A 12,984-nucleotide genomic window follows, 5' to 3' on the forward strand; every position below is an offset into this window, starting at 1 on the left:
CTCCGCTCCCACAGGTTCGAGGTCCGCCAGGGGCATTCAATTGGATGCGGTCAGTTGCTGGACAGCTTGTCGCCCCGGGAAAAACGCCAGGTGCGGATGATCTCCAGGCGGTCGATATCCGACAGATCGCCGGTAAACGGCGCGAACGGTGCCGCCAGGCGCACGATACGCTGCGCCGCCTGGTCCAGCAGCGGCTGCCCGGAGGACTCGAGCACCAGCACTTCATACAGCGAGCCGTCGCGGTTGATCGAGACCATCAGCCGCAAGTTGCCGTAGATCTGCTGGCGCCGGGCTTCTTCGGGGTAATTGAGGTTGCCGATGCGCTCGACCTTCTTGCGCCAGTCATCCTTGTACCAGGCGCCCTTGTCGCGCATGGTCGAGGCCGCGCTCAAGCGATGAATCCGCGGGCGCTTGGCATACAGTTGCTGTTCCTTGGCCAACTCTGCTTCAAGGCTGGCGATGTCGCTGGTCAGCTGTGAGCTGTCGAACGTCGGTGCCTGCTCCTGGGGGGCGGTCTCGGTCTTGACCTGCTCATGCTTGATCACCGCTTTCTTTGGCTTCGGCGCCACCGTGGTGACCACCGCTTTCGGTGCCGCTTCCGTCACTTCCTGTTTGGCGGGCGGCGGCGGGGTGACCTGATTGATGCTGTTGTCCTGGAACGGCGCGACCTCGGTGGTCTTGGGAATCGCCTTCTTATCCAGGGTGCCGCTGCCTTGCTGGTTGTCCTGGGCGAGGAAGTCGGCTTTTTCCGGCGGCTTCTCGCTCTTGAAGGTGGACAGGGTGATTTCCAGGGTCTTGCTGATCTGCTTGGGCTCGACGAAGGTGAAGCCCACGCCGAGGAGCACTGCCAGGTGGATCAGCGCCGCCAGGAAAAGCGTGAAGCCGAGCCGATCCGCCGGGCGTACGCCGGCGCGGGACAGTTCGGGAGGCAGATCGGCGGGAAGCGTCATGACCAGGAAACCAACATCGCACGTATCAAGAGCCCGGCATGATAACGCAATGTTGGTTTTTTCTCGGCTGTTCTACATCAGCGGGCTTGCAGCTTGCGCTCAATGGCATCCATCAGCAGGCCGCCGATGTCGGTGCCGAAGGCGTTGTCGATTTCGCGGATGCAGGTCGGGCTGGTGACGTTGATTTCCGTCAGGTGCTCGCCGATCACGTCCAGGCCGACGAACAGCAGGCCTTTTTCGCGCAAGGTCGGACCGACCTGGGCGGCGATCCAGCGGTCGCGCTCGGTCAGCGGACGGGCTTCGCCGCGGCCACCGGCCGCCAGGTTGCCGCGGGTTTCACCGGCCGCGGGGATCCGCGCCAGGCAATACGGTACCGGCTCGCCATCGACCATCAGGATACGCTTGTCGCCGTCCTTGATCCCCGGCAGGTAGGCCTGCGCCATGATCTGCTGGCTGCCCAGGGCGGTCAGGGTCTCGAGGATCACCGACAGGTTCGGATCACCGACCCGGTGGCGGAAGATCGAGGTACCGCCCATGCCGTCCAGCGGCTTGAGGATGACATCGCCATGTTTGGCGGCAAACTCGCGCAACACATCGGCGCGCCGACTGACCAGGGTCGCCGGCGTGCACTGCGGGAACTGGGTGGCGAAGAGTTTTTCGTTGCAGTCGCGCAGGCTCTGCGGCTTGTTGACCACCAGCACCCCGGCGCGCTCGGCCTGTTCCAGCAGGTAGGTGGAGTAGACGAACTCCATGTCGAAGGGCGGATCCTTGCGCATCAGGATCACGTCCAGGTCGCTCAAGGCCGTGTCGGTCTCGGCTTCCAGTTCGAACCAGTGCTCGGGGTTGGCGAAGACTTTCAGTGGCCGCATCCGCGCCCGCGCCACGCCGGCATCCTGGTACAGGTCCTGCTGCTCCATGTAGAACAGGCTCCAGCCGCGCGCCTGGGCGGCCAGCAACATCGCCAGGGAGCTGTCCTTTTTATAGGAAATGTTGGCGATGGGGTCCATGACAATCCCGAGACGAACGCTCATGGGCTATATCCTCTATGGGCCGTGATGGCCGAAATGGCTTGAAAAAGTGGCGTCAGAGTGGCGCTACACCGATTCCCGGTCAAGGAAAAACCGCCTGTCCCGGTGGGGTCGGGGGCGGTTGATAGATTGCATCTTGAGACTGTGCTAAAAAGGCTCGCATGCCGCTCGAAGCGCTTACACATCAAGGGCTTCGCGCCTGAAAAGCGCTTAAATGCAGTCAATCGAGTCGCTGTGGCGATGGTAGAGCAGATATGGAACAGCATTCCACAGCCTTGAAAGTGATGGTCATCGACGACTCCAAGACGATTCGCCGAACCGCCGAGACGCTGTTGAAACACGTGGGTTGCGAAGTGATCACGGCCATCGACGGCTTCGATGCGCTGGCCAAGATCGCCGACCATCATCCGGGTATCATCTTCGTCGATATCATGATGCCGCGCCTGGATGGCTACCAGACCTGCGCCCTGATCAAGAACAACCGTGCGTTCAAGTCCACGCCGGTGATCATGCTGTCCTCCAAGGACGGCCTGTTCGACAAGGCCAAGGGGCGTATCGTCGGTTCCGATCAGTTTTTGACCAAACCGTTCAGCAAGGAAGAACTGCTGGCCGCGATCAAGGCCCATGTGCCGGGTTTCGCGGCGGTAGAACAAGCACATTGACGGCCGGCCGCCTGGCCGCCCGCCTTATAAGCAGTGGGGAACACCATGGCACGTATCCTGATCGTCGATGATTCGCCGACTGAAATGTACAAACTGACCGGCATGCTGGAAAAGCACGGTCATGAGGTGCTCAAGGCCGAGAACGGCGCCGATGGCGTGGCCCTGGCCCGCCAGGAAAAGCCCGACGCGGTGTTGATGGACATCGTCATGCCCGGCCTCAATGGCTTCCAGGCCACCCGGCAGCTGACCAAGGACAGTGAAACCAGCCATATCCCGGTGATCATCATCACCACCAAGGATCAGGAAACCGACAAGGTCTGGGGCACGCGCCAGGGCGCTCGCGACTACCTGACCAAACCGGTGGAAGAAGACACCCTGATCAAGACCCTGAACAGCGTCCTCGCCGGCTGACGGCCCGCGCCCATGAGCCCGTCGCAGACCGCCTTCCAGCTGCTGCTGGAAATCGACCAGCGCTGTCGCCTGTTGGCGGCCGACCTGCCGTCGCAGCAGGCCCGCCAGGATACCTGGAGCGGCATCGGCTTTCGCCTCGGCGAGCACTGGTACGTGGCGCCGATGGGCGAAGTCGGCGAAGTCCTGCATGAGCCGCGTCATACCCTGTTGCCGGGGGTGAAGCCCTGGGTCAAGGGCGTGGCCAACCTGCGCGGACGCCTGCTGCCGATCATGGACCTGTGCGGTTTTTTCGGTCATGAGCTGTCCGCCTTGCGCAAACAGCGGCGGGTGCTGGTGGTGGAGTACAAAGATGTGTTCGCCGGCCTGATGGTGGATGAAGTGGCTGGCCTGCAACACTTTCCCCGGGGCGGCCAGCAAGGGCTTGCACTGCCGCCGCCGGATGCGGCGGTGGCGCCCTTTGTCCAGGGCCGTTTCGAGCGTGAACGCAGTTGGTGGGTGTTCAGCCCGTTTGCCCTGGCGCAGGCGCCGGGGTTTCTGGATGTGGCCTTACAGGCAGGGGCCTGATCGATGACAAACGCTAAACCGGGCAAACCGTTGGCAGCTTCGCGCAGTCGTTCGCAGATCATCGTGCTGTTTATCGCCCTGATCGTGTTCATCATGCTGCTGTTCGCCAACTTCGCCTACCTGAACACCCAGTCCACCTACGACAAGCAATACATCAGCCATGCCGGCGAGCTGCGGGTGCTGTCCCAGCGGATCGCCAAGAACGCCACCGAGGCGGCGTCCGGCAAGGCCGCGGCGTTCAAGCTGCTGAGCGATGCGCGCAACGATTTCGCCCAGCGCTGGGGTTACCTGAAGAAAGGCGACCCGACCACCGGGCTGCCCGCCGCGCCGCCCGCCGTGCGTACGGAAATGCACGCCGTGCAGCAGGACTGGGAAAACCTGCTGCGCAACACCGACGCCATCCTCGCCAGCGAACAGACCGTGCTGTCGTTGCATCAGGTGGCCGCGACCCTGGCCGAAACCGTGCCGCAGTTGCAGGTCGAATACGAAAAGGTCGTGGAAATCCTCCTGCAACGCGGCGCCCCGGCGGCGCAGGTGGCCATGGCCCAGCGCCAGTCGTTGCTCGCCGAGCGGATCCTCGGCGCGGTGAACACCGTGCTGGCCGGCGATGAAACCTCGTCCCAGGCCGCCGATGCCTTCGGGCGCGACGCCGCCCGTTTCGGCCAGGTGCTCAACGGCATGCTGCAGGGTAATGCGACCCTGAAAATCACCCAGGTCGAAGACAAGGACGCCCGCGCCCGCCTGGGGGATATCGCCGAGCTCTTCGAATTCGTCTCGGGCTCGGTGGATGAAATCCTCGAAACCTCGCCGCAGCTGTTCCAGGTCCGCGAGTCGGCGGGCAATATCTTCAGCCTGTCGCAAACCCTGCTGGACGAAGCCTCGCACCTGGCCAACGGTTTTGAAAACCTCGCCGGCGAACGCTCCCTGGACACCATCGGTGGTTATGTCCTCGGCTTGCTGGCCCTGGCCTCGATCATCCTGATCGGCCTGGTGATGGTCCGCGAGACCAACCGGCAACTGCACGAGACCGCCGAGAAGAACGAGCGCAACCAGCACGCGATCATGCGCCTGCTGGATGAAATCGAGGACCTGGCCGACGGTGACCTGACCGTGACCGCCTCGGTTACCGAAGATTTCACCGGGACCATTGCCGACTCCATCAACTATTCCGTCGACCAGTTGCGCGATCTGGTGGCCACCATCAACCTCACCGCCGGCCAGGTCGCCGCCGCCGTGCAGGAAACCCAGGCCACCGCCATGCAACTGGCCGAGGCCTCCGAGCACCAGGCCCAGCAGATTTCCGAAGCCTCCACCGCCATCAGCGACATGGCCGAGTCCATCGACCAGGTCTCGGCCAATGCCGCCGAGTCGTCGGCGGTGGCCGAACGCTCGGTGGAAATCGCCAACAAGGGCAACGAGGTGGTGCACAACACCATCCACGGCATGGACAATATTCGCGAACAGATCCAGGACACCGCCAAGCGGATCAAGCGTCTCGGCGAGTCTTCCCAGGAAATCGGCGATATCGTCAGCCTGATCGACGACATTGCCGACCAGACCAATATCCTCGCCCTCAACGCGGCGATTCAGGCGTCCATGGCCGGCGATGCCGGGCGCGGTTTCGCGGTGGTGGCCGATGAAGTGCAACGCCTGGCGGAACGTTCGTCGGCGGCGACCCGGCAGATCGAGACTCTGGTGCGGGCGATCCAGACCGACACCAACGAGGCGGTGATCTCCATGGAGCAGACCACCACCGAAGTGGTGCGCGGCGCCCGCCTGGCCCAGGATGCCGGGGTGGCCCTGGAAGAGATCGAAGGCGTGTCCAAGACCCTGGCCGCCTTGATCCAGAGTATTTCCAACGCGGCCCAGCAACAGACTTCGTCGGCGGGGCAGATTTCGCTGACCATGAACGTGATCCAGCAGATCACCACCCAGACCTCATCGGGTTCGACCGCCACTGCCGAGAGCATCGGCAACCTGGCGAAAATGGCCAGCCAACTGCGGCGTTCGGTCTCCGGCTTTACCTTGCCGGCGACGCAAGATGCGCGTGAAACCCGTTAGTGGAGTCGTCATGAGCGATCAGCACGACTATGTGGCCCTGGAATGGGTCAAGGGCGAAATCGCCGATACCCTGAAGCAGGCGCGCCAGGCCCTGGATGCCTACGATGAGCCGGCGCACTCGGCCCAGGACATCGCCGAATGCCTGGAATGCATCCACCAGGTCCATGGCAGCCTGCAGATGGTCGAGTTCTACGGTGCGGCCCTACTCGCCGAAGAAACCGAAGCCCTGGCCCTGGCCGTGGAGCAAGGACGGGTGGTCGATCTGCCGGAAGCGCTGAAATTGCTGCGCCAGGCCCTGGGGCAGATGCCGCTGTACCTGGACCGGGTCCACAGTGCCCGCCGCGATCTGCCGTTGGTGGTGCTGCCGCTGCTCAACGACCTGCGCAGCGCCCGCGGCGAAAGCCTGCTCTCGGAAACCAGCCTGTTCAGCCCGACCCTGCCGGAGGTCCCCGCGCTGGACGAGGCGAGCCTCGCCGAATTGACCCCGGCGGAACTGCCGGCCTTGTTGCGCAAGCTGCGGCAAATGCTGCAGACCGCGCTGGTCGGTTTGCTGCGCGAACAGGACGACGAGACCAACCTCGGCTATATGGCCAAGGTCTTCGCGCGCCTGGAAAGCCTCTGCCTGGAGGCGCCGTTGGGCGCGCTCTGGCAAGTCGCTTCGGCGCTGGTCGAGGGCATGCTTGCCGGGACCATCGCCAACAGCCCGGCCCTGCGCAGCCTGCTCAAGGACTCCGACAAGGAACTCAAGCGCCTGCTGGAGCAGGGCATTGCCGGAATCAATCAGCCGGCCCCGGAAGAATTGCTCAAGAGCCTGCTGTTCTATATCGCCAAGGCGCGGCAGCCGACGGCGCAGATGTTTGCCTTGAAAGAACGTTATGGCCTCGATGAGGCCCTGCCGGATACGGCAGTGGTCGACGAAGAGCGGGCGCGCCTGGCCGGTCCGGACCGCGATGCGATGCGTTCGGTGGTCGCGGCGCTGTGCGAGGAGCTGGTGCGGGTCAAGGAGCGCCTGCATCTGTTCGTGCGTGGCGACCGCCAGCACACCGACGAGCTGTCCAGCCTGCTGGCGCCCCTGCGGCAGATCGCCGATACCCTGGCGGTGCTCGGCTTCGGTCAGCCGCGCAAGGTCATCATCGACCAGACGGCGGTGGTCCTGGGCCTGGTCCAGGGCCAGCGCGAACCGAATGACGCGGTGCTGATGGACGTTGCCGGGGCCTTGCTCTACGTCGAGGCGACCCTGGCCGGGATGATCGGCACCGTGGAACCGGAAAGTCGCGAGGAAAGTCGCCTGCCGACCACCGACCTGACCCAGATCCACCAGTTGGTGGTCAAGGAGTCGCGGATCTGCCTGCAACAGGCCAAGGACCTGATCATCGAGTACATCGATGCCGACTGGGACCGCGAGCGCTTGCTACCCTTGCCCGAGCTGCTGACCCAGGTCCGTGGCGCCTTGTCGATGATTCCCCTCGGCCGGGCCGCGAGCCTGCTGGAAACCTGCAATCGTTATATCCACGACCATCTGTTGAATGGCCCGCAACCGCCGTCCTGGCAGCAACTTGACCGCCTGGCCGATGCCCTGACCAGTATCGAGTACTACCTCGAACGCTTGGGCGAAGACCACGAGGCGCCGGGTGAACGGGTGCTGGACATGGCCGAGGAAAGCCTCGACGCCCTTGGCTATACGCCTGCCGAACAGGACGTGCCGGTGCTCGAGGATGTCCTCAGCCCCAACGAAGCCCTGGTGATGCAGGACTTGCAGACGCTGGACAACCCGCAGGTGGTGCAGTCCCTGGCCGATGTCCTGGCCAGCCCGGTGTCGGCTCTCAACCCGCCGGCCCGCCAGGTGCCGGGCAGTTTGCTGCCGCCACCGGGCGACGAGGCGCCGGTGGACGATGAATTACGTGAAGTCTTCCTTGAAGAATGCGCGGAAGTGCTCGATGTACTGCGCGAATACCTGCCGCGCTGGGCGCTGAATACCGAGAGCAAGTCAGCCCTGACCGAGTTGCGCCGGGCGTTCCATACGCTCAAGGGCAGCGGCCGGATGGTCCGGGCGCTGGTACTGGGGGAGCTGGCCTGGGCCGTGGAGAACCTGCTCAACCGTGTGCTCGAACACAGCGTCGAGGCCGACGCCGCGGTCCACCAATTGCTCGACGATGTGCTGCGGGTGTTGCCGGAACTGGTCAGCGAGTTTGCCGCACAGGCCCAGCGTCAGCGCGACGATGTCGACCTGTTGGCCGCCCGCGCCCATGAGTTGGCGGGTTCGGGCGAGAGCGGGAGCGGGGACGAGACAGAGACCGAGGATGAGTCGATCGACCGGCAGTTGCTGGAGATTTTCCGCAACGAGGCCGAGACCCACCTGGACAGCCTCAACCATTTCCTCGAACAGGCCACCGAACACCTGCCGCTGGCCGCCAGCGACGAATTGCAACGTGCCTTGCACACCCTCAAGGGCAGCGCCTACGTAGCGGGCGTGCGACCGATCGCCGAACTGGCGGCGCCGTTCTACCATCTGGTGCGTGAGTTCAAGGCCCACCTGTTGCCACTGGACCTGGACGAGGTCGAGCTGCTGCTGGAGGCCGAGGTCCTGTTGCACCAGGGCTTGAAGCAACTGGCGGACGATCCGTTGGCGGCCATCGACGGTGCCCCGGAGCTGATCCGGCGTGCCGAGGCGCTGCTCGCGGCCCGGCTGGAGTCCTTGCTCAGCGTGGCCAGCAGCACCAAGCGCGACCCGCAACTGATCAACAACTTCCTCGCCCAGGGCATGGACATCCTGCTCGACGCGGAGAACCTGCTGCTGCGCTGGCAACAGCACCCCGGCGAGCGCCAGGAACTCAACGAGCTGCTGGACGAACTGACCACCCTCGGCCAGGGCGCCCACAGTGCCGACCTGCACCCGGTGGACGAGCTCTGCGAAGCCTTGCTCGACCTGTACGGTGCGGTCGAAGAAAGCAGCCTGGCGGTCAGCGAGCGGTTTTTCCATGAGGCGCAGAACGCCCATGAAGCGCTGATCAACATGTTCGACGAACTGGCCGCCGGCCAGGAAATCAAAGCACAGCCGGAACGGCTCCGGGCCTTGCGCGAGCTGCTCGACGAGGCCCTCGACCCGTCCGCCACCGGCTTGATCAAGACTGACGGCAGTCGTGCCCTGAGCGTTGCCGAGTTGGGCGCCGCGACTGCCGAGGCGAGCCAGGCTCTCGATGAGGTGGACCTCGACGATGAGATCGTGGTGATCTTCCTCGAAGAGGCCGCGGATATCCTCGACAGTGCCGGCGCGGCCTTGCTGCGCTGGCTCGACGAGCCGGACAACGCCACGCCGCTGTTGTCCCTGCAACGCGACTTGCACACCCTCAAGGGCGGCGCGCGGATGGCCGAGATCGGCCCGGTGGGCGATCTGGCCCACGAGCTGGAAAATCTCTATGAAGGGCTGGTGGACCGGCGCTTCAGTCATTCTCCCGAACTGGCGCTGCTGTTGCAGAAAAGCCATGACCGCCTGGCGGTCCTGCTCGACCAGCTCCAGGGGCATCAACCCCTGGGCGATCCGAGTGCGCTGATCGAGAGCTTGCGTCTGTTCCGCCAGGGTAGCAGCGCGCCGCTGGAAGTCAGCGAAGCCGCAGAAACGCCTGGGGCCCTTACCGGCAACGACCCGGAGTTGTTGGAGATCTTCCTTGAAGAAGGTTTCGATATCCTCGAAAGCTCCGGCGCGGCCTTGCTGCGCTGGCAGACTGAGCCGGCAAATCGCCAGGACGTGGAAACCCTGCTGCGCGACCTGCACACCCTCAAGGGCAGTGCGCGCATGGTGGAAATCGCGCCGATCGGCGACCTGGCCCATGAGCTGGAGTTTCTCTACGAAGGATTGTCGGCGGGGCTGCTGCAACCGAGTGTCGAGCTATTCGGCCTGTTGCAGGCCGGTCATGATCGACTGGCGCAGATGCTCGATGCGGTGCGCGCCGAACAGCCGGTACTGCCCGCCGATGCGCTGATCCAGGATATCCAGGCGTTTGGCCGGCAGTCGCCGGTCAATCTACCGGTCGCGGCCGCGGTTGTCGCGCCGGCCGCGGCCAAGCCCGAGGTGCCGACGGTGACCGAGGCCGAGCGGGCGGCCCAGGATATGGTCAAGGTCTCGGCGGATGTGCTCGAAGACCTGGTCAACCTGGCGGGCGAAACCTCGATCTTCCGTGGCCGTATCGAACAGCAGGTCAATGACGCCAGGATCGCGCTCAACGAGATGGAGACCACCATCGAGCGCATGCGCGACCAGTTGCGCCGCCTCGATACCGAGACCCAGGGGCGGATTCTCAGCCGTCAGCAGGTGGAAGCCGAGCGCCTGGGTTATGAAGAATTCGATCCGCTGGAAATGGACCGGCATTCGCAGTTGCAGCAACTGTCGCGAGCTTTGTTCGAATCCGCCTCCGACTTGCTGGATCTCAAGGAAACCCTGGCCGGGCGCAACCAGGATGCGGAAAACCTGTTGGCGCAACAGGCGCGGGTCAACACCCAGTTGCAGGAAGGCCTGATGCGCACGCGCATGGTGCCGTTCGAGCGCCTGGTGCCGCGCCTCAAGCGCATCGTCCGGCAGGTGGCGGGGGAGTTGGGCAAGGAGGTCGATTTCGTCGTCGGCAATGCCGAGGGCGAGATGGACCGCAATGTCCTGGAGCGCATGGTCGCGCCCCTGGAGCATATGTTGCGCAATGCCGTCGACCACGGCCTGGAAAATGCCGAAGGCCGGCGTGCCGCCGGCAAGCCGGAACAGGGGCTGATCACCCTGGACCTGTCCCACGAAGGTGGTGACATCGTCTTCGATATTCGTGATGACGGCGCCGGGGTGCCGCTCGAAGCGGTACGGCGCAAGGCGATCAAGCGCGGGTTGTTGGAGCCGGACATGCCGATCAGCGATCGCGACGTGTTGCAGTTCATCCTCCAGCCGGGCTTTTCCACGGCGGAAAAGATCACCCAGATTTCCGGGCGCGGCGTCGGCATGGACGTGGTCCACGAAGAGGTGCGGCAACTGGGCGGCAGCATGCGCATCGATTCCATCCCGGGACAGGGCGTGCACTTCCAGATCCGCCTGCCGTTCAGCGTCTCGGTGAACCGTGCGTTGATGGTGCAGTGTGCCGACGAGCAATATGCGGTGCCGTTGAACACCGTGGAAGGGCTGGTGCGGGTGTTGCCGGGGGAACTGGAAGGTTATTACCAACTGGATCCGCCGCGTTACGAATACGCCGGGCAGACCTATGAACTGCGCTACCTCGGTGAACTGCTGCAAACCGTGGGCAAGCCGAAGTTGCTCGGCCAGAACCTGGCGCTGCCGGTGTTGCTGGTGCACTGCAATGACCAGCGCATGGCGCTGCAAGTGGACGCCCTGGCGGGTTCGCGGGAAATCGTGGTGAAGAACCTCGGGCCGCAGTTCGCCGCGGTGCCGGGGCTGTCGGGGGCGACCATCCTCGGCGATGGTCGCGTGGTGCTGATTCTCGATTTGATTGCCCATGTGCGCAACGCCCTGGCACGGCCGCCGGTACAGTCCTCGTCCAATGGTAACGGCGTGGATGCGACGCCGGTGCGTCCGACCCTGGTGATGGTGGTGGACGACTCGGTCACCGTGCGCAAGGTCACCAGTCGCCTGTTGGAACGCAACGGCATGAACGTGCTGACGGCCAAGGATGGGGTGGATGCCATGATGTTGCTGGAGGAGCACACCCCGGACCTGATGCTGCTGGACATTGAAATGCCGCGCATGGACGGTTTCGAGGTGGCGACGCGGATCCGTAACGATGCGCGGCTCAAGGACTTGCCGATCATCATGATCACTTCGCGGACCGGGCAGAAACACCGCGACCGGGCCATGGCCATTGGCGTCAACGAATACCTGGGCAAGCCCTACCAGGAGTCGGCGTTGCTGGAGAGCATAGCCCATTGGAGCCAGCTTCATGCATGAGCACAGCACCAGCAGCCTGACGGGGCTGATGCTGCCGTTGGCGGATCGTTACCTGTTGCTGCCGAATGTCGCGGTGGCGGAGTTGATCGACTACCAGCGCGGCGAACCGGCCAGTGATGCGCCACCGTGGTATTTACGGCAGGTGACCTGGCGCAATCAGCAATTGCCGCTGATCAGCTTCGAGGCCGCCTGTGGCTGTCCGCTGGCGGTGGGGGATCGGGCGCGGATCGTGGTGCTCAATGCGCTCGGCGGGCGACCGGAGTTGAAGTTCATCGCGCTGGTGATCCAGGGGATCCCGCGTTCGTACAAGCTCGACAGCCAGCTGAGTTTTGTCGATGTGCCGCTGTACCGGTTGGAGAAGGCGGCGGTGCAGGTCGGCGAGTGGGTGGCGAAGGTACCTGACCTGCTGGGGTTGGAACAGTTGGTACTGGAGTCCGGGTTGGCCTGACAACCCGGACTCTGGCATAACGGCTGCCGGCCCTTCGCGAGCAAGCCGTTCAGGCGGAGGTTTGGGATCTCTGCTCATACTGAAAGGAAAGTCGCTGGACTCGGATGTTGTCAATGTCCACCTTGCGGGACGTTTCGAAATCTGCCCCGCCTCGCGTACCGATCCAGACTTGTTTCGAACCGTCCGCGAAAAGCTTGCCGATAAAGCCCCACGTTACGTGATGCCACTTGTTGAGCTCAGTGTCAGGCTGCGTCCAATTATTGACCCATTGCCTTGTGGTCTCCGTGGTAACCGTGATCGCGATCTGTTCCGCTTCACCCGGTTCCAGTGGGTGAATGCGATAATCGAACGTTACGTGATACTGTGCTTTCCTCTCCTCTCCGTCCTGAATAGCAAACTCTTTAAAAAGGGATGGCTGAATTCCCGTCGCGCTCCCCCGTTCCTTTTCCAGCTTGCCGGACCAGAACGTATTCGAACCTTTTTCGGTCTTGAGCTCTCCGGCGGGTCGAATTCCCGGGCCATTTTTCCAGCCGTTCCAATTACCTTCTTTGAAATCGGTAAAATCATCCAGGTTTTTCATGTTTGTTTCTCCGGTCACAGGCGCTTTTGATCCTGCCCGTGGAGCCGGACATTGGAGATCACAGCGCAGCTTTCAGTAGAAGCTGGAGACGGTCGTTTGCCTACTGTCAGAACTGACAGGGTGAAGCGGTTGACCGACAAGCGGTTTGTATTGGAGTCCGGGCTGGTCTGATAAGCGCCGTGGGCAGTCCGAGCGTTTGCGTAACGGCCGCTGGCCTCTTCGCGGGCAAGCTCCGCTCCCACCGTTTTTTGCGTCGTACACTGAACTTGCGTATTACCCGAATATTGCGGGAGCGGAGCTTGCCCGCGAAGAAGGCGGCCCAGACGCCAGAAATCTCACGGGTGTGCT

At 63.5% G+C, this 12,984-nt stretch carries 9 protein-coding genes; 6 read left to right on the top strand and 3 right to left on the bottom strand.

Going from position 1 to position 12,984, the window contains the following annotated elements:
- Positions 1-50: 50 nt before the first annotated feature.
- Together M5B96_RS03720 and gshB are read right to left on the bottom strand one after the other, a co-directional pair.
- Positions 51-950 (bottom strand): energy transducer TonB, encoded by a 900-nt coding sequence (locus M5B96_RS03720; RefSeq protein ID WP_248795134.1) that lies wholly within the window; start codon positions 948-950, stop codon positions 51-53.
- Positions 951-1,027: 77 nt separating this feature from the next.
- Positions 1,028-1,981: a glutathione synthase gene (gshB, locus tag M5B96_RS03725; RefSeq protein ID WP_248795135.1), complete on the bottom strand. Its 954-nt coding sequence runs from the start codon at positions 1,979-1,981 to the stop codon at positions 1,028-1,030.
- Between the two features lie 251 nt (positions 1,982-2,232).
- Here gshB and pilG point away from each other — a divergent pair, with 251 nt between their 5' ends.
- Genes pilG through M5B96_RS03755 form a run of 6 tightly spaced genes read left to right on the top strand, consistent with a single transcriptional unit; the run spans position 2,233 to position 12,056 of the window.
- Positions 2,233-2,640: a twitching motility response regulator PilG gene (gene pilG, locus M5B96_RS03730; protein ID WP_100944626.1), complete on the top strand. Its 408-nt coding sequence runs from the start codon at positions 2,233-2,235 to the stop codon at positions 2,638-2,640.
- 45 nt (positions 2,641-2,685) lie between these two features.
- Positions 2,686-3,051, top strand: a complete 366-nt coding sequence (pilH, locus tag M5B96_RS03735) for a twitching motility response regulator PilH (RefSeq protein ID WP_191489457.1) — start codon at positions 2,686-2,688, stop codon at positions 3,049-3,051.
- A 12-nt stretch (positions 3,052-3,063) separates the two neighbouring features.
- Positions 3,064-3,615: a chemotaxis protein CheW gene (locus M5B96_RS03740; RefSeq protein ID WP_248795136.1), complete on the top strand. Its 552-nt coding sequence runs from the start codon at positions 3,064-3,066 to the stop codon at positions 3,613-3,615.
- 3 nt (positions 3,616-3,618) lie between these two features.
- Positions 3,619-5,676 carry a methyl-accepting chemotaxis protein gene (locus tag M5B96_RS03745; protein ID WP_248795137.1) on the top strand — a complete coding sequence of 686 codons (2,058 nt, stop codon included), beginning with the start codon at positions 3,619-3,621 and terminating at the stop codon, positions 5,674-5,676.
- Between the two features lie 10 nt (positions 5,677-5,686).
- Positions 5,687-11,608, top strand: coding sequence for an Hpt domain-containing protein (locus M5B96_RS03750; protein WP_248795138.1), 5,922 nt, complete (start codon positions 5,687-5,689; stop codon positions 11,606-11,608).
- Positions 11,601-12,056 (top strand): chemotaxis protein CheW, encoded by a 456-nt coding sequence (locus M5B96_RS03755; RefSeq protein WP_248795139.1) that lies wholly within the window; start codon positions 11,601-11,603, stop codon positions 12,054-12,056. The genes M5B96_RS03750 and M5B96_RS03755 overlap by 8 nt, the downstream gene beginning before the upstream one ends.
- 49 nt (positions 12,057-12,105) lie before the next feature.
- On the opposite strand, the gene M5B96_RS03760 is transcribed toward M5B96_RS03755, so the two are convergent.
- On the bottom strand, positions 12,106-12,636 hold the full coding sequence (locus tag M5B96_RS03760) for a hypothetical protein (protein ID WP_248795140.1): 531 nt from the start codon (positions 12,634-12,636) through the stop codon (positions 12,106-12,108).
- Positions 12,637-12,984: the final 348 nt, after the last annotated feature.

This window comes from Pseudomonas sp. MWU13-2105 (genome assembly GCF_023242315.1).
GTDB lineage: Bacteria > Pseudomonadota > Gammaproteobacteria > Pseudomonadales > Pseudomonadaceae > Aquipseudomonas.